This window comes from Pinisolibacter sp. DMC19, from assembly GCF_056313985.1.
In genome coordinates, this window is sequence record NZ_JBQUZF010000007.1 from 55,548 (window position 1) to 76,908 (window position 21,361).

Sequence of the window (21,361 nt, forward strand, 5' to 3'; positions counted from 1 at the left end):
CTTCTGGCGACGCCGCGGCCGCCGCCCCGTCTCAGCATCGCGCCTCTCTCACCAGATCGTGGACGAAGGCCAGTTTCGCCTCGATCTTCGGCGTCAGCACGAAGGGATAGACGTCGGGCTGGCCGAGCGAGCGATTGACGGCGTTGACCGCCACCGTCAGGCGCGGCCAGGCCGTCGCCAGGGTGCGGAAGTCGGCTTGGCGGTAGGGGTCGAAGTCGACCTCCAGCGCGTGCGTGTCGGCCGCGCGCCCCTGCGGCGAGAGCGCGATGCCGAAGGCCGACGCGGTGTCGAGGGCATCCACCATGTGCATGTGGTGGGCCCAGGTCTCGGCGAAGTCCTCCCAGGGGTGCGACGAGGCATAGGCGCTGACGAAGGTCTCCTGCCATCCGATCGGCGGTCCGCCGTCGTAGTGCCGGTGCAACGCCGTCGCATAGTCGGCGCTCTCGTCGCCGAAGACGGTGCGAAAGGCGTCGATCCGCCCGCCGTCGCGCACGAGCCGATCCCACCAGTAGTGGCCGATCTCGTGGCGCAGATGGCCCAGCAACGTCCGGTAGGGTTCGCCCAGCCGCGTCCGCCGCGCCTCGCGCTCGACGTCGTCGGCCTCGGTGACGGCGAGTGTGACGATCCCGTCGGCGTGACCGGTGACGACCGGCTTCGCCGCGCCGCCCTGTTCCTCGACCTCGGCGAGATAGTCGAAGGCGAGGCCCGCCACGGGATCCTCGGCCCTGGTCGGACAGGCGAGCCCCCAACGGCGCAGGGAATGGAAGAGATGGCGCTCGGCGATGCCGATCCGCCGCATGCCCTCGACGGCTTCGGCATCGTCGAGCGGGGGGATCGTCCGGTGATGGCGACACACGTCGCACAGGGTGTCGGTCCCGTCGGCGGCGAGGATGCGATTGCACCCGAACGGATCGGCATTCGCGCAGAGGCGCCAACGGCCGCCGTCGCGGGACGAGATCCAGACGCCGTCGCCCGGCACGAGCGCCGTCGGCCGGTCCGTGTCCGGGCGAAAGCCCAACCGGTGGCCGCAGGCGAGGCAGGCGGTATTGTCGTAGTGCACGACGTTGGCGCATTCGTCGCAGGAAAAGAGGCGCACGTGGGCCCTCCTTGGAAGGTCGGACGCCCCCGTCGAACGCGGCGGCACGGCGGCGGCACGAGGCCCCCGTCGCGAACGATACTCCATCATTGCGGGGCGACACGACGACGACGTGTTTCGGCATCGCCGCGGCGGCGTCGACGTCCTCCTCGAACGAGACACGGCGAGGCCGCCGCCCGTCTCCGGGGCGGCGGCCTGCGACCCGTGTCGCCTCAGCGGTAGCGGCAGACGCGGCGATCGAGCCTGTCGGACCACCAGCAGGTCTTGCCGTGACCGCGCGGGCGGGTGGCGTCGGCGATCACCGCGCCGGCCGCCGCGCCGGCGACGCCGCCGACGACGGCACCGCCCGCGGTGCCGGAGGCCACGCCGCCGATGATCGCACCGCCGGTGCCGCCGATCAGCGCACCGTCGAGCATGCGCTGGTCGCGCGGATTGGCGCAGGCGCCGAGCGTGAGGGCGACGGCGAGGGTGAAGAACAGGGCGACGCGCTTGGGAGCCGGGGCCGTGGAGAGATTCATGGTGTCACCTTCGATTGGTCGGGTTGCGGGGCGGGGTGGTCGAGACGCGTCGGGCGCGTCAGCGATAGAGGAGCGCGATCAGGATGATGATCGGGATCGGAACGCCGAGGAGCCAGAGCAGGAGGCCGCGAGCCATGACGAGATCCTTTCGACGGTGATCGTTCGCTCGAGGACGGCCGTTCCCGCCGCGGGTCCACCTGTCCGGTGGCGCGTCGTGGTCGGCTTGTCTCGGTCTCGAACCTTGCCGAGACAACGCCGGACGGCGGCCACCGGTTCCCGGGACGTGTCGAAAAAGCTGCGGCACCGGCCGCGGCCGACAGGGGAACCGGAACGGGTCCGGCGGCGTTGTGCGATCAATCCAACAGAGGAGATTCTCTCATGTTGCACTGGTCGCTCGTCTTCCTCGTGGTCGCGCTGATCGCGGCCGTGTTCGGCTTCGGCGGCATCGCCAACACCTCCGCCGGCATCACCAAGGTCCTGTTCGGCCTGTTCCTGATTCTCTTCCTCATCTCCTATGTCTCCCAGCTGGTGCCGGGTGCCTGAGGACGATCGGGTTCATCGAACCGAGAGGGCGCCCCCGGGCGCCCTCGGTCGCCGAAGGGGCGGGTGTCGTCGACGACGACGAGGCCGGCGGCGTGATCCGCCGGGGGCTGGCACGGCTGCTCGGCACCTTCGGTCCGTTCCACGTCGAAGATCCGGTCGCGGAGGGAACCGGACGGCGCATGGTGCGTTGATCGGTACGAACGGCGGTCGCGACGGCTCCCCCGACGGGTGGACGGACCGGGCATGCCGCCCCATGTTGCGCGGGACACTCCCTGCGTCGGCCCACGAGTACCGAGAGAGCAACGGTCCGCATGAAGGTCTTCCGGCGCCCGTTCGCCGCCTACAACATTCTCCTGCTCGGCATCGGGGCGGCGGCGCTCTTCGCCATCGTCGCCGCCGCCTTCGTGTTCTCGGCCAGAACCCGGGAGCAGTCGGGCGAAGCCCTGCGGGCGGCGCGGGTCGATCGGCTGGTGCTCGAGTTCATCGCCGATCTGGTCGATGCCGAGACGGCGCAGCGCGGCTTCATCATCACCTCGAAGGAGAGCTATCTCGCGCCCTACGTCACCGCGCTCGAGGAGTTCGAGAAGGATGCGGCGGAGCTGCGCGAACGGGCTCGCGAGCTGGACGGCGGCAGGCTCTTCGAGGACGCCGAGATCGATCGGATGATCGGCGTCGGACGCCGCAAGATGGAGCTGGTCAAGACCAACCTCGCCGAGTTCCGTGCCGGTCATCTCGACGACATCAGGCTCGTGATCGCCTCCGATGCCGGCAAGACGCTGATGGACGAGGTTCGCGCCCAGGGCGGGGCGCTGCGCGAACGGGCCGCCCGTCACCGCATCGACAGTGCCGCCGGCATGCGCGAGGCCGCCGCCTCCCTGACGACGATGATCTCGCTGGGTGCGGCGATGATCGTCGTCCTGGCGGTCGGCGCGACTCTGCTCATCCGCCGCCACATGAACGAGATCGAGCGGGCGCGGCGGGATCTCTCGGAGATCAACGAGGCGCTCGAGGAGCAGGTGCGCGAGCGGACCGCCGGCGTGATGCGGGCGAACGAGGAGCTGCAGCGCTACGCCTACATCGTCAGCCACGACCTGCGGGCGCCGCTCGTCAACATCATGGGCTTCACCGCGGAACTGGAGGAATCGACCCGGACGATCCGCGAGCATTTCGAGATCGCGCCGCTCGATCGCGCGGTCCCGGGCAATCGCGACGTCGTGACCGCGGTGGAGGACGACATGCCCGAGGCGCTGGGGTTCATTCGGTCCTCGACCACCCGCATGGACGGGCTGATCAACGAGATCCTGAAGCTCTCGCGCGCCGGGCGACGCCTGCTCGAGCCTGAGCCGCTCGACGTCGAAGCCGTCGTGAAGGACTGCATCGCCTCCATTCGGCATCGCTTCGACGAGGCCGGGGCGCAGGTCGAGATCGAGGGCAGGCTGCCTGCGATCGTCTCCGACCGCCCCGCCCTGCAACAGATCTTCACCAATCTCCTCGACAACGCCGCGAAGTACCTCGTCGACGGGCGCCCCGGGCATATCGTCGTCAGAGGGCGGATCGAACGGTGGAACGCGATCTTCGAGGTCGAGGACAACGGTCGGGGCATCGCCGTCGCCGACCACGAACGCATCTTCGAACTCTTTCGCCGCGCCGGCCCACAGGACCGCCCCGGCGAAGGCATCGGCCTCGCCCACACCCGAGCGCTGGCGCGCCGCCTCGGCGGCGACGTGACGGTGGTGAGCGACGGTACGAGTGGTACCATGTTCCGCGTGGTCGTCGCCAAGGACCTCGCGCTGCGCATCCGGAGAGGTGTCACGTGACTCGAGAACCCAAGCCCGTCGTCATCGTCATGATCGAGGACGACGAGGGGCATGCGCGACTGATCGAGAAGAACATTCGGCGGGCCGGCGTGACGAACGAGATCGTCGCCTTCCGCGACGGGACGACCGCGCTCGCCCATCTGCTCGGTCCGGACGGCAGCGGCGCGGTCAGTGCCGGGCGCTCGCATCTCGTGCTGCTCGACCTCAACCTGCCCGACATGACCGGGATCGACATTCTCGCCCGCATCAAGTTCAACGAGCACCTCAGGCGGTCTCCGGTGATCGTTCTGACGACGACCGACGATCAGCGCGAGATCCGGCGGTGCTACGATCTCGGCGCCAACGTCTACATCACCAAACCGCTCAACTACGACAGTTTCGCCAACGCGATCCGCCAACTGGGTCTGTTCCTTTCGGTCATGCAGATCCCGGAGGTCGACTGACTTGCCCTACGGCACCGAACTGGGCGGATCGATCACGGTTCTCCACGTCGACGACGATCCGGCCCTGTGCGCGCTGGTTCGCAGGGCTCTGGCGCGTCGCGGGCACACCGTCGTCGGCGTGGCGACCGGCGAGGAGGCGCTCGCCATGCTCGCCGCGGGCGGCGTCGACGTGGTGGCGCTCGACCACTCGCTCGCCGGGGAGACCGGCTTCGACATCCTCGCCCGTGTCGGTTCGCGCGACCGCAGGCCACCGATCGTCTACGTGACGGCTTCGGCCGATGCCCGGCTCGCCGTCGAGGCGCTGAAGAACGGCGCCGACGACTACGTGATCAAGGACACGTCGACCGACTTCTTCGATCTTCTGATCGCGGCGCTCGAACAGGCCTTCGACCGCTGGCGGCTGAGACGCGCGCGGGTCGAGAACGAGCGGGCGGTGCGCGAGGCGCGGGACCGCGCCGAACTGCTCCTCAAGGAGGTCAACCACCGCGTCGCCAACTCGCTCGGCCTGGTCGCGGCGATGGTGCGGATGCAGGCCTCGATCCTCGACGACGAGCGGGCGAAACACGCGCTCCAGGAGACGCAGAACCGGATCGCCGCCGTCGCCGGCGTGCACCGCCATCTCTATGCGTCGCAGAACGTCGGCGAAGTCGAGATCGCCGCCTATCTCGGGCACCTCCTGCAGGAGCTCGGCACGGCGATGCGGGGCGAAGGGGCGATGCACGACATCGTCACCGAGCTGGCGCCGATCGTCATCAAGACCGATCGCGCCGTCTCCCTCGGCGTCATCGTCGGCGAACTGGTGACCAACGCCTTCAAATACGCCTATCGCGACGGTGCGACCGGCGAGATCCGCGTCGGCGCGGTCGAGGACGGCGATCGCGTCGCCGTCACCGTGGCCGACGACGGCATCGGCTGGGACGGAACCGGGGAGGCTCACGGGACCGGGCTCGGTTCCAAGATCGTCCGGGCGATGAGCCGCAATCTCGATGCCGACATCACCTGGAGCCGCGGCACGGTCGGAACCGTCGTGACGGTCGCCTTTCCCCGGTGTGTCGCTGAATCCGAGCCCGACGACGAATCCCGCCGAACCTGAACGAAGAGGGGCGGTCGCCGTGCGGCGACCGCCCCTTCTCTCCGTATCCCGCCTCGGCGCACCCATTCGCGAGCCGCCGTCGCGGGGGCGTTCTCGGCCGACGTCAGTCGACGGTGACGGTGTCCGACGGCGTGGTCGGACGATGGAAGGCGACGGCCCAACCGCCGGACCTGCCGGAGGCGGTTCCTTCCGACGTGCCGGGCTGGAACATCTCGCTCGGCGGGCCGCCGGCGGTGGTCTTCACCACCACGGTACAGGATTCGGGCGGGCAGCGGTCTGCCGTCGGGATTTCGGGACGAGACGCTCTCTCCTTCGCGATCGAGAGGCCGACGAGGGCGCCGCCGGTCGCGAAGGTCAGGGTCAGGCTGAGCAGGGCCGTTGCGAAGGATCGGATACGCATGATCGCCTCCTGTCTTCGTTGTGTCTGCCGAAGTCTCGGACGTCTGTGGAGACAACGCTCGTCGGCGCATCCGGTTCCAGGCCGGCGTGAATCCGGGGACCGGGTCGGCGCGACACCGGGGTTCAGTCCTCCCTGTGCGCCAGCCAGAAACCGATGCCGGCGGCGACGGCCACGGCGGCGAGGCCGGTGTGGCGGAGCGCCAGCGAAACCGCCGGCGGGCCGAGCGTGACCATCGCGCTGGTCTTCACGGCGCGCGCCACGTCGCGACGCGTCCGACGCAGGACGAGGATCATCGCGACGACCGCCGCGACGACGAGGGCGAGGGCCGAGACCGCCACGACGAGCGCGGCGGTCTCGGGATCGAGGCGACGTGTCAGCGCGATCTCCGCGGCGCGCCCGGCGAAGCCGAGCGCGACGAGGAGCGCCGCCGCCGCCAGGATGCCGAAGACCGTCAGCAGAGCGCCGCGGCGTCGGACGAGGGCGACGTCGATGCCGACGAGCCGGGACATTCTCATCCGCGCCGACCGGGACGGGTGGCGAGGCCGAGCAGGATGCCGACGCCGGCGGCGATCGCGAGAGCGGCGACCGGACGCTCGGCGACCCGATCGGCGATCGTGTCGAGACCGTCCCTGCCCATGCTCCGGGCGTCGTCGACGAGCGCGCCGATGCGATCGGCGGTGGCGGCGCCCGCCGCCTCGACCGCATCGCTCGCCGTGCTCGCCTTCTCGCCGGTGGCGGCGGCGAAGTCGTCGACGATGCGGCGCATCTGGGCGAGGGCCTCGCGGGCCGAGGCCGTGATCGCCTCGACCTGCGCGGCGACGGTCGCACTCGCCTCGCGGGCATCGGCGGCGGCGGCGGACGCATCCGTGGCGACGTTCTCGGCGACGGACTCGACCTTTCGAATGGCGTTGGACTGGGCCATGACGGGCTCCTCTCTCGTTCGAAGCGGTGGAAGGGGATCTCCGGCGGCTTCGACGACCGCCGGCTCGATGGGACAACGAACGAAGGTCTGTCGGGTTCCCATTCTCGTCGCGACACCGCTGCGGGAACCTTCGCCGGCTCCGGGAATTGGGGTTTCGACGGCGCGATCGTCTTCGCGATCCGACGAGGAGAACCCCCTTGAATCTTCACGAACGAAACCCGATCGCCGCCGCCCCGGACAGTGGACGCAGTCCGAGCGAGATCGCCCTCGTCGGCCTCTTCGGGCTCGCCCTGGTCGTCGCGCTGCATGCGGCGGCCTCGCTCGTCGTGCCGATGATCGCCGCGGTCGTGTTCGGCTCGGTGATCGCGCATGTCGGCGACCGCGTGCAGCGCTTCGGACTGCCGCCACTGGTCGGCGGCATGGCGCTCGTCGTCGTCTCCGGCTTCGGTCTGTTCGTCCTGGTCGACGCGGCCGCGGAAGCGATCTCCGGTGTGGGAGAGCGTCTGCCGGACATGATCCATCGGGTCGAGACGCTGTTCGGGCGTCTGCTCGAGCCTCTGATCACGTTGCGAACGCGCGTGGTGGGGTCCGGTTCCGTCCTCGGCGGTGCGGGGGCGCCCCCGGGATTGGAAGGGATCGCGTCGTCGATCGATCTGGCGTCGGTCACGGGGGTTCTCGGCGGCCTGACGCCGGCGCTGGGCGAGATCGCGATCTTCTTCCTGACCCTCGCCTTCTTCGTCGCGGGCCGGGCCGATCTCCGGCGCCGCGCCATTCTCGCCTTCGTCGACCGCGACCGGCGGCTGTCGGTCATCCGGGTGATGAACGCCGGCGAGGCCGCGCTGGCGAGCTATTTCGGCACGACGGCGATCGTCTATCTCGGTGTCGGTCTCGCGTCGGCGGGCCTGGCCTGGGCCGGAGGGCTGACCAACCCGGCACTGTGGGGTATCCTGACGTTCCTCGTCAGCTTCGTGCCGTTCCTCGGTGCGGCGCTGGTGGCGTTCTCGCTTCTCGCCGCCGGCCTCCTCGTCCACGACACGCCGTCGGCGGCGATCTGGCCGGCCGGCGCCTTTCTCGTCGTCCATCTCGTGGCGGAGAACGGCGTCGTTCCGGCCTTCCTCGGCCGTCGGTTCGAGATCAATCCGTTCCTCGTCTTCGTGGCGATCGTCGTGGGAACCTGGATGTGGGGTGCGCTCGGCGCCGTGCTCGCCATGCCCCTGGCGCTGCTCGCCCGGACGCTGGCCGAGGAGTTGCGGAACGACCCGCGCCCGACGCTGCCCGACTGACGCCGCGGCCGAGCCGGAGCGCCGACACGAGAACGGCCCCGGAGCGGTGGTCTCCGGGGCCGTCGTCGTCTCGGAATTTCCGGGTGCGGCGGGTGGGTCAGACGCCCGAGGCCATCGACGAGCGATCGGTGCCCCACGACGCGAAACCCGATCCGATCTCGTCGAGCGTGTCGATCGACAGTGCCTGCATCAGCTTCGTCCGCGCCCGGTTGACGCGGCTCTTGATGGTTCCGACCGCGCATCCGCAGATCTCTGCCGCCTCCTCGTAGGAGAAGCCGGAGGCACCGACGAGGATCAGTGCCTCGCGTTGGTCCGGGGCGAGCCGATCGAGGGCGGAGCGGAAGTCGTCGAGGTCGAGATGGCCGTCTTGACCCGGAATCGAGACCAGGCGGGCGGCGGCCTCGCCGTCGACGTCCTGCACTTCCCGCCGCGCCTTGCGATACTGGCTGAAGTAGGTGTTGCGCATGATGGTGAAGAGCCATGCGCGCAGGTTCGTCCCCTCGGTGAAGGAGCCCTGCGAGGCCCATGCCTTCATGAGGGTCTCCTGGACCAGATCGTCTGCCTTGTCGTGGCTGCCGGAGAGCGAGATCCCGAAGGCGCGCAGCGCCGGGAGCTCGGACAGCAGAGCCGTCTTGAGCGCGGTGATGGCCGTCATTTCGTCTCGCTTTCCGACTTCGCGCCGAGGGCGGCGCGCTCCTGCCTCTCGAGCTGGTCCAGCAGAGCGGTGAGCCTGTCCGGAACTGGCTCGGAGAGAATGGAGTCGTAGAACTCGCGCAGTTTCTCCCCCAGATGTGCCTCGACGGGCGCGCCGAGCGGCGGATTCTGCGACGGGGGCTGCTTGCGGTGCGACATGGGTTGGTTCCTGCGGGGTCTTCGGATTTCCGTCGGGATCGGTGGAGATCTCTGCGACGACAACGCGCCCGTCGACGAGGAGTTCCCGTGCGGACGAGACTTTTTTCGCGAGCCGAGGGAACCGGAGGATCTCTCCTGCGTTCGGACCGGTACAGACTACGATAGGGATCGTCGTCCTCAGTCGGGAAAGTGCTCCATGTCCATCACCGCCCTGATCGCCCCGCAGTTGCCCCTCCTGCGTCGCTATGCTCGCGCCCTGTCGGGCAGCCAGGCGAGCGGCGACGCCCATGTCGTGGCCATGCTCGAGGCGCTGGTCGCCGATCCGACCGGCTTCGACCGCACCGTCGAGCCGCGTCTGGCGGCCTATCGCTACTTCTCGACGATCTGGAACGCCAATCCGATGAACCGTGTCGCCGAGACCCTCGACGACGGCGCGGCCGCCGCCGATCGGCATCTGGAGGCGCTCACGCCGCTGCCCCGTCAGGCGTTCCTGCTGACGGCGGTCGAGGGGTTCGCGCCGCGGGACGCGGCACTCGTCCTCGGGGTCGACGAAGAGACGCTCGGCGAGTTGCTGGACGAAGCGTCGCGCCGGATCGGCGAACAGGTCTCGGCCAGCGTGCTGGTCATCGAGGACGAGCCGATCATCGCGATGGATCTGGAGTCGCTCGTCGAATCGCTCGGCCACACGGTGGCGGGCAACGCCCGCACCCGGAAGGAGGCGGTGGAGATCGCCCGTCGCACCCGTCCCGGGCTGGTACTCGCCGACATTCGCCTCGCCGACGGTTCGTCCGGCCTCGACGCCGTCAACGAGATCCTCGCCGAGTTCGACGTTCCGGTGATCTTCATCACCGCCTATCCGGAGATGCTGCTGACCGGCACGCGCCCAGAGCCGACCTTCCTCATCGCCAAGCCGTTCCGCGAGGACACGGTGAAGGCGGTGGTGTCGCAGGCCCTGTTCTTCGGCACGGCGGCTTCGGCGGGTGTCCGTCGTTCCGCTTGATCCCGCCTGTCCGCGGTCGGGAGAGAGATCGGTGGCACCCGAGGCATTCACAGGGCTCCGTTTCATCGTCGACACGGCGACCCTGATCGCCAGTGCCTCGATGACCGCTGCGCTCCTCTGGTATCTCGTCGCCATCCGTGGGCGTCTCGGCGGCCTCGCCGGGGCGACCACGGTCATGGCGATGTTCGTCGTCGCCCTCGCCGTGACCCAGCTCGGACGCTATGCCCTCATCGGCGCACCCGACAGCGTCGCGCTGTTCTACGTCGAAGCCGTGGCCGCTGCCCTGATGACGACGATGGCCGGCGCCGTCTGGTTCCTGGTGCCCCGTCTGGTGTCGCAGCCGACCCGCTGCGAACTCCTGGAGGCCAATCGCCGTCTCGCCGAGGAGCAGGCGGCGCGACAGGCCCTGCTCGAACAGATGCGCGGTCTCAACGGCGAGCTCGAGCGACGGGTCTCGGTGCGCACCCGCGAACTCGAGGTCGCCCGCCGCCGGTTCGAGATCGCTCTCGAGGGCACGCCGATCTCCGTCACCCAGCAGGATCGCGATCTGCGCTACACTTGGGTCTACAACCCGCCCAAGGGCCTGACCGAGGCCGATCTGATCGGCCGACAGGCCGAAGAGGTCGTTCCGAACGTCACCGCCGACGCGATGAACCGCGTGCGGCGGCGGGTGATCGAGACCGGGGCCGCCGAACGGTTCGAGGTCGGCCTGCCGAGCGCCGACGGCGAGGCGTGGTTCGAAGGGCGCGTCGAGCCGCTCGTCGAAGGCGGCGCGATCGTCGGCGTCACCACGGTCTCGATCGACATCACCGGTCATCGCAACCACGAGCGCGACATTCGCGAGATGCTGCGCGAACTGACCCATCGCTCGAAGAACCTCCTCGCCGTCGTCCAGGGCATCGCCCGGCAGAGCGCTGCGCTGCACGAGGGAAGCGCGAAGACCTTCCTCGCGCCGTTCGAGGGCCGCCTTCAGGCGCTCTCGCGGGTGCACGAGATTCTCGTCGAGGAGAGCTGGCGGGGGGTTCCGCTGCGCCGGCTCGTCGAGGGCGAGATCAGGGCAGCCGGGGAGGCGCTCACCGTCCGGATCGACGGTGCGGATCGTCTGTTGTCGCCCGAAGCCGCCCAGAGCCTCGCCCTGGGGCTGCACGAACTGGTGAGCGACGCGGCGGCGACCGCGTCCGCCGGCACGGACGTCACATGGGGCGAACGGGACGGGCGCTTCGTCCTGCGATGGGCGCGGCCCGGACCGCCGGCCCGACTTCTCGGCGATGCCTACGGTCGGATGCTGCTCGAACGGCACCTGCCCCGCGCCCTGGCCGGCCGTGTCGATCTCGACATCGGTCCGGCGGGGACGACCTGCCGTCTGGATGCCGACCCGGCCTTCCTCTGACGCGCGTCGGCGCTGCTTCACATGATCTCGCGGATGAAGGTCATGATGGCGCGGACCGCGGGCGGCGGGCGGCGGGTGGCGGAGAGCAGGATGAAGTCGACGTGCGGCAGGGGCGGCAGGCCGTCCGCCGCCTCCAGCGTCGCCAGACCGTCGGGAACGAGGCGGCTCGACTGGGCCGATATGCCGAGCCCGGCGGCGATCGCGGCCCGCAGGCCGCCGAGGCTGCCGCAGGTGCAGGCGACGCGCCAGGGGATGCCGGCGGTGTCGAGCGCCTCGAGGACGAGGGCTCGGGTGATGCTCGGCGGCGGATAGAGCACGAGCGGCAGGGCCGCGCCGGCGGCGGCCGACCAGTCGGGAGCCGCCAACCAGACCAGCCGGTCGTGCCACACGGTGACGCCGCGTTCGTCCTCGGGGCGGCGCTTGGCGAAGAGGAGGTCGATCGCGGCATCGTCGAGCAGGGCGTGCAGCTCGGTCGACAGGCCGACGCGCAGTTCCAGGTCGATCGAGGGATGGCGGGCGGAAAACCGCCTCAGGACGTGCGGCAGCAGCGGCGACAGGGCGAAGTCTTCGGAGACGCCGAAGCGGATGCGCCCGCGCAGTTCCGAGGCGGCGAAATAGGCGCGGGCGCGCTCCTGTGCCTCGACGATGCGACGGGCGAGATCGACGAAGGCCTCGCCGTCGACGGTCGGGGCGACCCGGTGGGTGTCGCGGGTGAAGAGGCGGCGGCCGGTCTCCTGCTCCAGCCTGCGGATGTGCTGGCTGATCGTCGACGGACCGACGCCGAGCCGGCGGGCCGCCGCCGTGAAGTTGCCCTCCTCGACGATGGCGAGAAAGCTCGCGACCAGATGCGGATCGAACATCGTGGTGTTCTCGAAACGTGAATACCAAATGCATGGTATGCACGGTTCCGCATCATCGCCAAGTGCGACATCCTCCTCGCTCGTTCGTCGCCCGTGCGATCGCGTACGGCACCGCAATGCGAGGAAATCCATGTCGACGGGCTCCGTCATCGCCGCCGTCCGCCGCTTCGTGCCGGATCCCTTCACCCTCGGCCTGATCGCGACCCTGATCGCGGCCAGTCTCTGGCCGGCGAACGAGGCGATGGCGCCGACGGTGGCGCGCGCGACCGACGTCGCCATCACGGTGATGTTCTTCCTCTACGGCGCCAAGCTCGCCCCTCGCCGAGTGGTCGAGGGCATCGCGCACTGGCGGCTCCAGTCGTTGATCTTCGGCGCGACCTGGCTGCTCTTTCCGCTGTTGGGACTGGGACTCGCGCACCTGTTGCCGGGCGTTCTGTCGAACGACCTGGTGATCGGTCTGGTGTTCCTGACGCTCCTGCCCTCGACGGTGCAGTCGTCACTCGCCTTCACCTCGATCGCCGGCGGCAATCTGCCGGCGGCGATGTGTGCCGCCACCTTCTCCAACATCGCCGGAACGGTGCTGACTCCGCTGTGGGTCGGTGTCGCGCTGTCGTTGCAGGGTGAGGCCGGCACCTGGAGCGCGATCGGTGAGATCGTGCGGTTGATCGTGGTCCCCTTCGCCGTCGGACAGGTCTTGCGCCCCTGGCTCGCCGGCTGGGTCGCCCGGAACGGGCGGCTGCTCGCGATCACCGATCGCAGCTCCATCCTGCTGATCGTCTACGGCGCCGTCGGCCGGGCCGTCCGGCTCGGCGTCTGGTCGCGGCTCGGGGCGAACGATCTCGCCGTGGTCGTGCTGGTCGAGGCGATGCTGCTCGCCGGCATGATCCTGACGATCACCCGGGCGGCGCGGCTCGTCGGCCTCGGCCGCGGCGACGAGATCGCGGCGGTCTTCTGCGGCGCCAAGAAGAGTCTGGCGACCGGCGTGCCGATGGCGGGCGTGTTGTTCGCACCGGAACAGGCCGGGCTGGTGCTGGTGCCGGTGATGCTGTTCCACCAGATGGAATTGATGACCGGTGCCTGGCTGTCGCGGCGCTATGCGCGCCGGAACGCGGAATCCACCCCTTCGGTCACACCGATCGCCGCGCCCGTCGCGGCGGAGAGCGGCTGAATGTCACAGATGCATCACGCCGAGGCCGAGACGCTCGTGATTGGTCTCCGGCAGGAAGGCGGATTCGCCGTAGGCGGCGACCACCAGCCAGGTGGTGTCGGAGGCGAGTGCCACCTTCACCTTGAGGCTGCTGTCGCCGGGGATCGGCGGGATCAGGCCGCCGAGCGCCTCGAGGCCGGCGTGGATCAGGGCGTGGGTGGCGCCGGGCGTGTCGCGCACCACGCCCGCCTTCATCGCCGCGTTGACGATCGATCGCGGGAAGGTGCGGTTGATGTCGGTCTTGCGGCCGCTGACCCAGGTCACCGCGACGCGGACCTTGCTCTCCTGCGAAATCTGGGCCTTGATCGCCTCTTCTTCGTCCTTCGACGACATGGCGAGAAGGACGGCGAGCTTGCCGAGGCGGTCGGCTTCCAGCGCGATCTTCATGTTTGTTGCTCTCCCCGAGGGCGCGTCGCGGCGTCGCGGCCGGCCGTCGGTCGCGATCCCCTAGCATGGTCGGCCGGTTCGCGGAACTGCCTTCGGATTGTGGCCGTCGCCGGGGCCGCAATGCGATCGAATACCTATGGGGATCGCCCTCGTTGACGGGCGGAGCAATCGGTGGGATACGTTTGCCGTTCCCGCTCCGGGTCGAGAGCAGAACCTCGTGACCTCTTGATCGACCCAAACGAATTCGCCGCCGAAGACGCTTTCCGCGTCGCCGCGGCGATATCCACCGAGTGACACTTGACCCCTTGATGGTGGTTTCCGGACGGCCTGCGCCTCGTGCCGCGGTCGTCTCGCTGTTCGTCGTTCAAAGCCTCGCTTTGGCTGACGAGCAGGTCGGATCGCCGTCATGGACCTGTCGCGCCTCTCCGATCTCGAGTCTCTGCCGCAGACCGCCGCAAGCGTCTCCGATGACGCCTGGGCGATCGGTTCGGCGTGCCTGACCGGCATCCTGCTCGAGGTTTCGGCCGATCCCAAGCCCGGCCTCGTGACGCCGCGCTCGATGGGCTCGCATGCCGACATGGACTTCCAGACGTTCATGCTGACGTCGGCGGCCATCGCTCCCTGTTTCTCGCGCTGCGCCCAGATCGGGCTCGACCTCGCCGGTTCCCCGGACGAGGTGCTGCCGCGCATCCGTTCCGTCGGTCGCACCTACGACCGGCACCTTCTCGCCGCTTCCAACGGCGTCAATACGCAGCGTGGTGCGCTCTTCGCCCTGGGCGTCACCGCGGCTGCCGCCGGCGTGTCGAAAGACGGCCGGCGCCCCCATTCGACCGAGGCGATCTCGGCCGCGGTCGCCGACGTGACCGCCGGCCTCGTCGAGCGCGAGCTCGTCGCCCGCCGGCGCGAACCGGTGACCGCCGGCGAGATCCTCTATGCGCAGCACGGCCTGCGCGGCATCCGCGGCGAGGTCGAGGAAGGCTTCCCGACCGTCCGCGGCCACGGCCTGCCGGCGCTGCGCGAAGCCCTCGCCGCCGGCGCCTCGCTCAATCGTGCGCTGCTCCACGCCCTCGTCGCCATCGTGGCGGAAGCGGAGGACACCACCGTCGCCTGGCGCGGCGGGCTGCCCGGCCTCGCCTTCGTGCGGACCGGCGCGGCCGCGGTGCGCGCCCTCGGCGGGGCGATGACCGACGCCGGTCTCGCCGCCCTGCACCGCTTCGGGGAGGCCTGCGTCGAGCGCCGGCTCAGCCCCGGCGGCGGCGCCGACCTCCTCGCGGTCACCGTCGCCCTCTCCGTCCTCGAGCATGGCGACTTCCCGCTCTCGGCGACGACCCGTTTCGAACACCTCACCCAGACCGACACCCATTCGGGAGAAAAACCATGAACGTCGTCGTCTACGCGTTGATGGCCTACGGAATCACCGCGGTGATCTCCTACGCCGTCATCGGTGTGATCGTCCTTCTCAACAAGGCCATGGCCGGCTCGGGCGCCGAGTGAGCGGATAAGGAGATCCACCCATGCTCGCACAACTCTTCACCATCTTCCCCGGCATCGGCACGCTCTTCGTCCAGGAGCCGACGATCGCCATCGCCCGCCTCGCGCTGATCGGCTTCGGCTTCTTCCTGGCCGTGATGGGCTTCAAGCGGACGCTCGAGCCGCTGATCATGGTGCCGATGGGCATCGCGATGATGTGCGTCAACGCCGGCGTCATGTTCCTGCAGGCGCAGAAGATCGGCACGCTGATGCTCGATCCGATGATCTCGGATCCGCTGCAGCTCGTGAACGACATGCAGATCTACTTCCTGCAGCCGATCTACAACTTCGCCTTCTCGAATTCGCTGGTCGCCTGCATGCTGTTCTTCGGCATCGGTTCGATGGCCGACATCAGCTTCATCCTCGCCCGTCCGTGGGCGGCGATGACCTGCGCGATCTTCGCCGAGATGGGCACCTTCGCCACGCTGGTGATCGGCTACTGGTTCGGCCTGACTCCCGGTGAAGCGGCCGCGGTCGGCTCGATCGGCGGCGCCGACGGCCCGATGGTGCTGTTCGCCTCGCTGATGATGGCCAAGGAACTCTTCGTTCCGATCTCGATCATCGCCTATCTCTATCTGTCGCTGACCTACGCCGGCTATCCCTACCTGATGAAGCTGTTCGTGCCGGCGAAGTATCGTGCGCTCGAATGCGACATGGACTTCCCCGAGGTCTCGCAGAAGTCGAAGTTCATCTTCACCATCGTGTCGGCCGGCCTGCTCTGCCTGCTGCTCCCGGTCGCCGCTCCGCTGATCCTGTCGTTCTTCCTGGGCGTCGCGATCAAGGAAGCCGAGATCGAGGCCTATCAGGAGCTGCTCGAGAAGACGATCACCTACTCCTCGACCCTGATGCTCGGTCTGGTGCTCGGCGTTCTCTGCGAAGCCTCCACCCTGCTCGACAGCCGCGTCGTCATCCTGCTCGTCCTCGGCATCACCGCGCTGCTGATCTCCGGTCTCGGCGGCCTGCTCGGCGGCTGGATCGTCTACCTGGTCAGCCGCAAGAGCTTCAATCCGCTGGTCGGCATCGCCGGTGTGTCCTGCGTGCCCACCACCGCCAAGCTCGCCCAGAAGATCGCGGCCGAAGACAACCCCTACGCGATGATCCTCCCCGTCGCCATGGGTGCCAACATCTGCGGCCTGATCGTCTCGGCGATCGCCGTCGGCATCTTCGCCTCGACCATCGGACTGGTCGCCGTGCACTGACGGCTCGCGAACCCGGAGACCCGGTCATGATCAACCCCCTCGACATCGTCGCCCGCGTCGACCGTCTGGAAGGCCTCGAAAAGGCTCGGGGCATCGGAAGCCGTGTCTTCGAGATCGCGTCGGTCGAAAGCTCCAACCGCCGTCTCGTCGAGATGGGGTGGGAGGGCGCCGGGCACGGCACCGTGCTCGTCGCCGGCGATCAGACCGCCGGCTCCGGCAAGGGCGATCGGTCGTGGTTCTCGACGAAGGACGGCAGCCTCTGTCTCTCCGTCCTGGTCGAGACCGGCCGTCCGCTCGCCGAGACCGCCCAGCTCACTCTCCTCGCCGGGGTGGCGATGCGTGAAGCCATCGCGCTCGCCACCGGCGTGGAGGCGAAGATCAAGTGGCCGAACGACCTTCTGGTCGGCAGCCGCAAGATCTGCGGCATCCTCGCCGAGGCCGCCTGCGACGAGGAAGGCGAACTCGCCTTCGCCGTCGTCGGCCTCGGTCTCAATCTCTCGATCCGACCCAGCGAGTTTCCGACGCAGCTGCAGTCGACGGCGACCTCTCTCGCCGCGCTGCCGGGGCGTCCCGTCACCCGGGACCACCTGATCGGCGTCTTTCTCGAGGTGTTCGATCGCTGGTTCGAACTCTGGCGCCGTTCCGGTCTGGCGGCCTTCGCCGCGACCTGGACCGAACACGCGCTCGACGTCGGACACATCGTCCGACTGGCCGAGGACGACCAGGAAACCCGTGCGCGTCTGATCGGCCTGGCCGAGGACGGAGCACTGCGCGTCCGGGGGCCCGACGGTGCTCTCCGCGACGTCCATTCCGGCGAGATCGTCACGGCTCCGGCCGCCGACCGCCGACCCTCGCAATTCTCAAAGACCCACATGGGGGTTCTCTCATGAAGATCGAAAGACGGTGGGATACGCTCGAGGCCGACACCCGCCAGCGCATGCAGGCCGCGGCCGCCTATATCGGGCCGGGCAAGCGGGTCAAGGCCGAGGACACGGTCGCTCTGCTCAAGGCGGTCATCCGCTCGGGCGATCGCGTCAACATCGAAGGCAACAACCAGAAGCAGGCCGACTTCCTCGCCGACTGCCTGAACAAGGTCGATCCGGCGGAGATCCACGACCTCCACATGGTGCAGTCCTGCGTGCCGCTGCCCTCGCATCTCGACATGTTCGAGAAGGGCATCGCCAAGAAGCTCGACTTCGCCTTCGGCGGCCCGCAGGCCGGCCGCGTCGCCAAGTTCATCTCCGAGGGCAAGCTCCAGCTCGGCGCGATCCACACCTACCTCGAGCTGTTCGGTCGCTACTTCCTCGACCTGACGCCGCGGGTGTCGCTGATCTGCGCCTACGAGGCCGACCGTGAGGGCAACCTCTACACCGGCTTCAACACCGAGGACACGCCGGTCATCGTCGAGGCGACCAAGTTCCGCCAGGGCATCGTCATCGCCCAGGTGAACAAGATCGTCGACAAGCTGCCGCGCATCGACATCCCGGCCGACTGGGTCGACGCCGTGGTCGAGAGCCCCAAGCCGTTCTTCATCGAACCGCTGTTCACCCGTGACCCGGGCCTCGTCACCGACAACCACGTCCTCCTCGCCATGCTGGCGCTGAAGGGCATCTACGCCGAGTACAAGGTCAAGCGGATCAACCACGGCATCGGCTTCCTCACCTCGGCGATCGAGCTGATCCTGCCGACCTACGGCGAGGAACTCGGGCTCAAGGGCGAGGTCTGCACCCACATGGTGCTGAACCCGCACCCGACCATGATCCCGGCGATCGAGGCGGGCTGGGTCGACACGATCCATTGCTTCGGCGGCGAGCTGGGCATGGAAGAGTACGTCAAGGCGCGCTCCGACATCTTCTTCACCGGACCGGACGGTTCGCTGCGCTCCAACCGCGCCTTCGCCCAGACGGCCGGTCACTACGCCCTCGACATGTTCATCGGCGGCACGCTGCAGATCGATCCGTGGGGCAACTCGTCGACCGCGACCGCCAACCGCGTCGCCGGCTTCGGTGGTGCGCCGAACATGGGTTGCGACGCCAAGGGCCGTCGTCACGTCACCGAGAGCTGGCTGAAGTGCGGCCAGGAAGTGCCGCACATGGCCGACCAGATCGGCGACATGCCGCGCGGCAAGCGTCTGGTGGTGCAGGGTGCCGAGACCTTCGGTGAAGCCCGTGCGCCGACCTTCGTGGAGAAGCTCGACGCCTGGAAGCTCGCCGAGAACGCCGGCCTCGAACTGCCGCCGGTGATGATCTACGGCGACGACGTCACCCACGTCGTGACCGAGGAAGGCATCGCCTACCTCAACCGCGCTCCCGACATGGCGGCCCGCATGGCCGCGATCCGTGCCGTCGCCGGCTACACCGAGGTCGGTCTCAAGGCCGATCCGGCGGAGACCAAGCGTCTGCGCGAGGCGCGCATCTTCCTGACCCCGGAAGACCTCGGCATCGACCGCAGCCGTGCCAACCGCGACCTGCTCGCGGCGCGCTCGATGCGCGACCTCGTCGACATCTCGGGCGGTCTCTACAACCCGCCGACCCGCTTCCGCAACTGGTGATTGGAGTTCCTCATGTCTCTCGAGACGATTGAATTCACCGTCACGGGGCCGGCGACCGCCCCCCTGGCCGGCCGCGCCCACAACGGCGTCGTCGGGTCCGGCGACCTCGAGGTCCTGCTCGAGCCGAAGCCGGGCGCGGGTGCCGTCGCCGTCCGCATCGTCACGCCGGTCAAGGGCTTCGACGGCCTGTGGAAGCGCGTGGTCGAGCATTTCGTGACCGAGACCGGCCTCACTGCCGCGTCGATCGAGATCAACGACAACAACGCGTCGCCCGCCGTCGTCGCCCTGCGTCTGCGCCAGGCGCTCACCGACGTTCAGGCCTGAGCCGGGAGTTCCGAGAATGCCCAACTGGACGAAACTACAGACGAACAGCTTCCTGGAGTGCAGCGCGCGCGAGCGTGCGGTCGGCGTGGTCGACGAGGGCAGCTTCGTCGAACTGGGCGGTCCCTTCGACCGTCTCGTCAGCCCGCATCTCGTCGCGCTCGGCGAGGCGGTGGAGAACGACGACGGCATCGTCACCGGTGTCGGCCGGATCGGCAAGCGCCCGGTCTTCGTGATCTCGCAGGAAGGCCGCTTCATCGGCGGTTCGGTCGGCGAGGTCGGTGGTGCCAAGATGGTCGGCATCATCGACATGGCGATCGACTTCCGTGATCGCCTCGTGGCCGAGTTCCCGAACCTGCCGGCGTCGCAGCTGCCGCTCGTGGCGATCTCCTTCGAGACCGGCGGCGTGCGTCTGCACGAGGCCAATGCCGGCCTGCTCGCCCATGCCGAGGTGATGGATGCCATCCAGCGCGCCCGTCACAAGGTGCCGGTCGTCGCCCTCATCGGCTCGCGCATCGGCTGCTTCGGCGGCATGGGCTTCGTCGCCGCCGCCACCGACTGCATCGTGATGAGCGAGTTCGGTCGCCTCGGTCTCACCGGACCGGAAGTGATCGAGCAGGAGATGGGCAAGGACGAGTTCGACGCCTCCAACCGCGCGCTCGTCTATCGCACCACCGGTGGCCGCCACAAGTACGTGATGGGCGACGCCAACTTCCTGGTCGACGACAACGTCGCCGCCTTCCGCGCTCAGCTCGCCGAACTCTGCGCCCTGCCGATCGAGGCCTTCGAACCGATGCGTCGCATCGGCTCGCCGGAACTCGTCGAGAAGCAGCTGCGCGGTGTGGCGCTGGCGGTCGAGATCGCCCCGACCGACGCCCGCGACGTCTGGCGCCATGCCGGCAACAACGACCCCGTCGGTCTCGCCGACGGTCCGATCTCGGACTTCCGCAAGTCCGTCCGTCGCCTCGAACTCTGACCGGGAGACGCTAGTCATGGAAACTCTACTGGGACAGGGTCGGGCCGCGATCGACCTGATCATCGACGCCGGCTCCTTCACCGAGGGCACGGTCGGCGCCCGCACCTTCGCCGATGCCGACTTCGGCCCCGGCGCGGTGGTCGGCACCGCGACGCTCGAAGGTCAGACCGTGACGGTCATCGCCTCCGACGCCGAGGCCTTCAACGAGAAGTTCCCCGTCGTCTACTCCGGCGTGATCGGGCTCGAGGAAGGCTACAAGATGGCCCAGGCCGTCTATGCGACCCTCGCCGCCGATGCCGAGAAGACCGCGGCGGAGAAGCGCCCGATCGTGCTGATCGTCGACACCCCCGGCAACGGTCCGGGCAAGGTCGAGGAGATCTTCGGCATGAACAAGGCGACCGGCGCCTATCAGCTGGCGCTGGCGGAGGCCCGGCTCGCCGGTCATCCGATCGTCGCCATGGTGGTGGGGCGTGCCATCTCCGGCGCCTTCCTCTGCCACGGTCTGCAGGCCGACCGCATCCTGTCGCTGCCGTCCGAGTTCGGCACGATGATCCACGTCATGCCGATCACCTCGGTGTCGCGGATCATCAAGAAGGACGTCGAGCTGCTCGAGGTCCTGGCCAAGACGAACCCGGTGTTCGCGGCGGGTCCCGCCTTCTTCCACAAGCTCGGCGGCGTCGAGGAACTCGTTCCCTCGATCGACGCGATGCGCCCGGCGATCGCCGCCCGCATCGCCGAGATCCGCGCGACCCGTGCCGCCGGCAAGGCGACCGGTCCGCGCGGCCGCGGTGAGCTCGGTGCCGAACGCGGCGGTCGCGTCGTGCGCCCGGCCGTCCAGGAGAAGCTGCGTGCCGGCTTCGCCGCCGTCGAGCAGCAGTTCCGTCCCGACGCCGCCTGATCGCAGGCGGACCGGGACGCACCCTGCGCCCCGGTCCCGCCCGCGGTCACACCCACGAGAACGATGGGGATCAGT

The 21,361-nt window shown here is 69.0% G+C and carries 24 protein-coding genes; 15 read left to right on the forward strand and 9 right to left on the reverse strand.

Going from position 1 to position 21,361, the window contains the following annotated elements; translation table 11 throughout:
• Nucleotides 1-31: 31 nt before the first annotated feature.
• Together ACT53U_RS16355 and ACT53U_RS16360 are read right to left on the reverse strand one after the other, a co-directional pair.
• A complete protein-coding gene (locus ACT53U_RS16355) occupies nucleotides 32-1,096 on the reverse strand; it encodes a zinc-binding metallopeptidase family protein (RefSeq protein WP_476156867.1) in 1,065 nt (354 codons plus the stop codon).
• 212 nt (nucleotides 1,097-1,308) lie between these two features.
• Complete coding sequence (locus ACT53U_RS16360) at nucleotides 1,309-1,614, reverse strand: hypothetical protein (protein WP_476156868.1); 306 nt, start codon at nucleotides 1,612-1,614, stop codon at nucleotides 1,309-1,311.
• A gap of 378 nt (nucleotides 1,615-1,992) precedes the next feature.
• Here ACT53U_RS16360 and ACT53U_RS16365 point away from each other — a divergent pair, with 378 nt between their 5' ends.
• The 4 genes from ACT53U_RS16365 to ACT53U_RS16380 all read left to right on the forward strand — a co-directional run bounded on the left by ACT53U_RS16365 (nucleotide 1,993) and on the right by ACT53U_RS16380 (nucleotide 5,510).
• On the forward strand, nucleotides 1,993-2,157 hold the full coding sequence (locus ACT53U_RS16365) for a DUF1328 domain-containing protein (protein WP_476156869.1): 165 nt from the start codon (nucleotides 1,993-1,995) through the stop codon (nucleotides 2,155-2,157).
• 311 nt (nucleotides 2,158-2,468) lie between these two features.
• On the forward strand, nucleotides 2,469-3,974 hold the full coding sequence (locus ACT53U_RS16370; RefSeq protein ID WP_476156870.1) for a sensor histidine kinase: 1,506 nt from the start codon (nucleotides 2,469-2,471) through the stop codon (nucleotides 3,972-3,974).
• Nucleotides 3,975-4,003: 29 nt separating this feature from the next.
• Entirely contained in the window at nucleotides 4,004-4,417 is a 414-nt protein-coding gene (locus tag ACT53U_RS16375; RefSeq protein ID WP_476138499.1) for a response regulator, read from the forward strand.
• A gap of 1 nt (nucleotide 4,418) precedes the next feature.
• Nucleotides 4,419-5,510: a sensor histidine kinase gene (locus ACT53U_RS16380; RefSeq protein WP_476156871.1), complete on the forward strand. Its 1,092-nt coding sequence runs from the start codon at nucleotides 4,419-4,421 to the stop codon at nucleotides 5,508-5,510.
• 103 nt (nucleotides 5,511-5,613) lie between these two features.
• Here ACT53U_RS16380 and ACT53U_RS16385 read toward each other — a convergent pair whose 3' ends face one another.
• From ACT53U_RS16385 to ACT53U_RS16395, 3 genes are all read right to left on the reverse strand, one after another.
• Nucleotides 5,614-5,910, reverse strand: coding sequence for a hypothetical protein (locus ACT53U_RS16385; protein WP_476156872.1), 297 nt, complete (start codon nucleotides 5,908-5,910; stop codon nucleotides 5,614-5,616).
• A gap of 122 nt (nucleotides 5,911-6,032) precedes the next feature.
• Complete coding sequence (locus ACT53U_RS16390) at nucleotides 6,033-6,419, reverse strand: hypothetical protein (RefSeq protein ID WP_476156873.1); 387 nt, start codon at nucleotides 6,417-6,419, stop codon at nucleotides 6,033-6,035.
• 2 nt (nucleotides 6,420-6,421) lie between these two features.
• On the reverse strand, nucleotides 6,422-6,832 hold the full coding sequence (locus ACT53U_RS16395) for a hypothetical protein (protein ID WP_476156874.1): 411 nt from the start codon (nucleotides 6,830-6,832) through the stop codon (nucleotides 6,422-6,424).
• A gap of 197 nt (nucleotides 6,833-7,029) precedes the next feature.
• Here ACT53U_RS16395 and ACT53U_RS16400 point away from each other — a divergent pair, with 197 nt between their 5' ends.
• The gene (locus tag ACT53U_RS16400) at nucleotides 7,030-8,115 is read left to right on the forward strand and encodes an AI-2E family transporter (RefSeq protein WP_476156875.1); all 1,086 of its coding nucleotides are present in this window, start codon (nucleotides 7,030-7,032) and stop codon (nucleotides 8,113-8,115) included.
• Nucleotides 8,116-8,212: 97 nt separating this feature from the next.
• Here ACT53U_RS16400 and ACT53U_RS16405 read toward each other — a convergent pair whose 3' ends face one another.
• Together ACT53U_RS16405 and ACT53U_RS16410 are read right to left on the reverse strand one after the other, a co-directional pair.
• Nucleotides 8,213-8,770 carry a sigma-70 family RNA polymerase sigma factor gene (locus ACT53U_RS16405; protein WP_476156876.1) on the reverse strand — a complete coding sequence of 186 codons (558 nt, stop codon included), beginning with the start codon at nucleotides 8,768-8,770 and terminating at the stop codon, nucleotides 8,213-8,215.
• Entirely contained in the window at nucleotides 8,767-8,967 is a 201-nt protein-coding gene (locus ACT53U_RS16410) for a NepR family anti-sigma factor (protein WP_476156877.1), read from the reverse strand. The genes ACT53U_RS16405 and ACT53U_RS16410 overlap by 4 nt, the downstream gene beginning before the upstream one ends.
• Before the next feature lie 196 nt (nucleotides 8,968-9,163).
• On the opposite strand from ACT53U_RS16410, the gene ACT53U_RS16415 reads away from it, so the two are divergent.
• Both ACT53U_RS16415 and ACT53U_RS16420 read left to right on the forward strand, forming a co-directional pair.
• Nucleotides 9,164-9,967 carry a response regulator gene (locus tag ACT53U_RS16415; RefSeq protein WP_476156878.1) on the forward strand — a complete coding sequence of 268 codons (804 nt, stop codon included), beginning with the start codon at nucleotides 9,164-9,166 and terminating at the stop codon, nucleotides 9,965-9,967.
• Nucleotides 9,968-9,998: 31 nt separating this feature from the next.
• Nucleotides 9,999-11,357, forward strand: a complete 1,359-nt coding sequence (locus ACT53U_RS16420; protein WP_476156879.1) for a sensor histidine kinase — start codon at nucleotides 9,999-10,001, stop codon at nucleotides 11,355-11,357.
• Nucleotides 11,358-11,374: 17 nt separating this feature from the next.
• Here ACT53U_RS16420 and ACT53U_RS16425 read toward each other — a convergent pair whose 3' ends face one another.
• Complete coding sequence (locus ACT53U_RS16425; protein ID WP_476156880.1) at nucleotides 11,375-12,217, reverse strand: LysR substrate-binding domain-containing protein; 843 nt, start codon at nucleotides 12,215-12,217, stop codon at nucleotides 11,375-11,377.
• A gap of 130 nt (nucleotides 12,218-12,347) precedes the next feature.
• Between ACT53U_RS16425 and ACT53U_RS16430 the strand changes: the two genes are divergently transcribed.
• On the forward strand, nucleotides 12,348-13,385 hold the full coding sequence (locus tag ACT53U_RS16430; protein ID WP_476156881.1) for a bile acid:sodium symporter family protein: 1,038 nt from the start codon (nucleotides 12,348-12,350) through the stop codon (nucleotides 13,383-13,385).
• Between the two features lie 3 nt (nucleotides 13,386-13,388).
• Here the strand turns inward: ACT53U_RS16430 and ACT53U_RS16435 are convergent, their stop codons facing one another.
• Nucleotides 13,389-13,811, reverse strand: a complete 423-nt coding sequence (locus tag ACT53U_RS16435; RefSeq protein WP_476156882.1) for a HutP family protein — start codon at nucleotides 13,809-13,811, stop codon at nucleotides 13,389-13,391.
• Between the two features lie 406 nt (nucleotides 13,812-14,217).
• On the opposite strand from ACT53U_RS16435, the gene mdcB reads away from it, so the two are divergent.
• The 7 genes from mdcB (at nucleotide 14,218) to mdcE (ending at nucleotide 21,286) form a co-directional block, all read left to right on the forward strand.
• Entirely contained in the window at nucleotides 14,218-15,192 is a 975-nt protein-coding gene (mdcB, locus tag ACT53U_RS16440; protein WP_476156883.1) for a triphosphoribosyl-dephospho-CoA synthase MdcB, read from the forward strand.
• 133 nt (nucleotides 15,193-15,325) lie between these two features.
• Nucleotides 15,326-16,540, forward strand: coding sequence for a Na+-transporting malonate decarboxylase, carboxybiotin decarboxylase subunit (madB, locus tag ACT53U_RS16445; protein ID WP_476156884.1), 1,215 nt, complete (start codon nucleotides 15,326-15,328; stop codon nucleotides 16,538-16,540).
• A gap of 26 nt (nucleotides 16,541-16,566) precedes the next feature.
• Nucleotides 16,567-17,430, forward strand: coding sequence for a biotin--[acetyl-CoA-carboxylase] ligase (locus ACT53U_RS16450; RefSeq protein ID WP_476156885.1), 864 nt, complete (start codon nucleotides 16,567-16,569; stop codon nucleotides 17,428-17,430).
• A complete protein-coding gene (gene mdcA / locus ACT53U_RS16455) occupies nucleotides 17,427-19,091 on the forward strand; it encodes a malonate decarboxylase subunit alpha (RefSeq protein ID WP_476156886.1) in 1,665 nt (554 codons plus the stop codon). Before ACT53U_RS16450 ends, mdcA begins: the two co-directional genes overlap by 4 nt.
• Before the next feature lie 12 nt (nucleotides 19,092-19,103).
• Nucleotides 19,104-19,415 carry a malonate decarboxylase acyl carrier protein gene (gene mdcC, locus ACT53U_RS16460; protein ID WP_476138390.1) on the forward strand — a complete coding sequence of 104 codons (312 nt, stop codon included), beginning with the start codon at nucleotides 19,104-19,106 and terminating at the stop codon, nucleotides 19,413-19,415.
• A 16-nt stretch (nucleotides 19,416-19,431) separates the two neighbouring features.
• Nucleotides 19,432-20,388, forward strand: coding sequence for a biotin-independent malonate decarboxylase subunit beta (locus tag ACT53U_RS16465; RefSeq protein WP_476156887.1), 957 nt, complete (start codon nucleotides 19,432-19,434; stop codon nucleotides 20,386-20,388).
• Nucleotides 20,389-20,404: 16 nt separating this feature from the next.
• On the forward strand, nucleotides 20,405-21,286 hold the full coding sequence (mdcE, locus tag ACT53U_RS16470; protein WP_476156888.1) for a biotin-independent malonate decarboxylase subunit gamma: 882 nt from the start codon (nucleotides 20,405-20,407) through the stop codon (nucleotides 21,284-21,286).
• The last annotated feature ends 75 nt before the right edge of the window (nucleotides 21,287-21,361 follow it).

Bases quoted from the DNA above. Each gene is read 5' to 3' on its own strand.
- ACT53U_RS16360 (WP_476156868.1), bottom strand. From the start codon at position 1,614: ATGAATCTCTCCACGGCCCCGGCTCCCAAGCGCGTCGCCCTGTTCTTC.
- ACT53U_RS16365 (WP_476156869.1), top strand. From the start codon at position 1,993: ATGTTGCACTGGTCGCTCGTCTTCCTCGTGGTCGCGCTGATCGCGGCC.
- ACT53U_RS16370 (WP_476156870.1), top strand. From the start codon at position 2,469: ATGAAGGTCTTCCGGCGCCCGTTCGCCGCCTACAACATTCTCCTGCTC.
- ACT53U_RS16375 (WP_476138499.1), top strand. From the start codon at position 4,004: ATGATCGAGGACGACGAGGGGCATGCGCGACTGATCGAGAAGAACATT.
- ACT53U_RS16385 (WP_476156872.1), bottom strand. From the start codon at position 5,910: ATGCGTATCCGATCCTTCGCAACGGCCCTGCTCAGCCTGACCCTGACC.
- ACT53U_RS16390 (WP_476156873.1), bottom strand. From the start codon at position 6,419: ATGTCCCGGCTCGTCGGCATCGACGTCGCCCTCGTCCGACGCCGCGGC.
- ACT53U_RS16395 (WP_476156874.1), bottom strand. From the start codon at position 6,832: ATGGCCCAGTCCAACGCCATTCGAAAGGTCGAGTCCGTCGCCGAGAAC.
- ACT53U_RS16405 (WP_476156876.1), bottom strand. From the start codon at position 8,770: ATGACGGCCATCACCGCGCTCAAGACGGCTCTGCTGTCCGAGCTCCCG.
- ACT53U_RS16410 (WP_476156877.1), bottom strand. From the start codon at position 8,967: ATGTCGCACCGCAAGCAGCCCCCGTCGCAGAATCCGCCGCTCGGCGCG.
- ACT53U_RS16415 (WP_476156878.1), top strand. From the start codon at position 9,164: ATGTCCATCACCGCCCTGATCGCCCCGCAGTTGCCCCTCCTGCGTCGC.
- ACT53U_RS16425 (WP_476156880.1), bottom strand. From the start codon at position 12,217: ATGTTCGATCCGCATCTGGTCGCGAGCTTTCTCGCCATCGTCGAGGAG.
- ACT53U_RS16430 (WP_476156881.1), top strand. From the start codon at position 12,348: ATGTCGACGGGCTCCGTCATCGCCGCCGTCCGCCGCTTCGTGCCGGAT.
- ACT53U_RS16435 (WP_476156882.1), bottom strand. From the start codon at position 13,811: ATGAAGATCGCGCTGGAAGCCGACCGCCTCGGCAAGCTCGCCGTCCTT.
- mdcB (WP_476156883.1), top strand. From the start codon at position 14,218: ATGGACCTGTCGCGCCTCTCCGATCTCGAGTCTCTGCCGCAGACCGCC.
- madB (WP_476156884.1), top strand. From the start codon at position 15,326: ATGCTCGCACAACTCTTCACCATCTTCCCCGGCATCGGCACGCTCTTC.
- ACT53U_RS16450 (WP_476156885.1), top strand. From the start codon at position 16,567: ATGATCAACCCCCTCGACATCGTCGCCCGCGTCGACCGTCTGGAAGGC.
- mdcA (WP_476156886.1), top strand. From the start codon at position 17,427: ATGAAGATCGAAAGACGGTGGGATACGCTCGAGGCCGACACCCGCCAG.
- mdcC (WP_476138390.1), top strand. From the start codon at position 19,104: ATGTCTCTCGAGACGATTGAATTCACCGTCACGGGGCCGGCGACCGCC.
- ACT53U_RS16465 (WP_476156887.1), top strand. From the start codon at position 19,432: ATGCCCAACTGGACGAAACTACAGACGAACAGCTTCCTGGAGTGCAGC.
- mdcE (WP_476156888.1), top strand. From the start codon at position 20,405: ATGGAAACTCTACTGGGACAGGGTCGGGCCGCGATCGACCTGATCATC.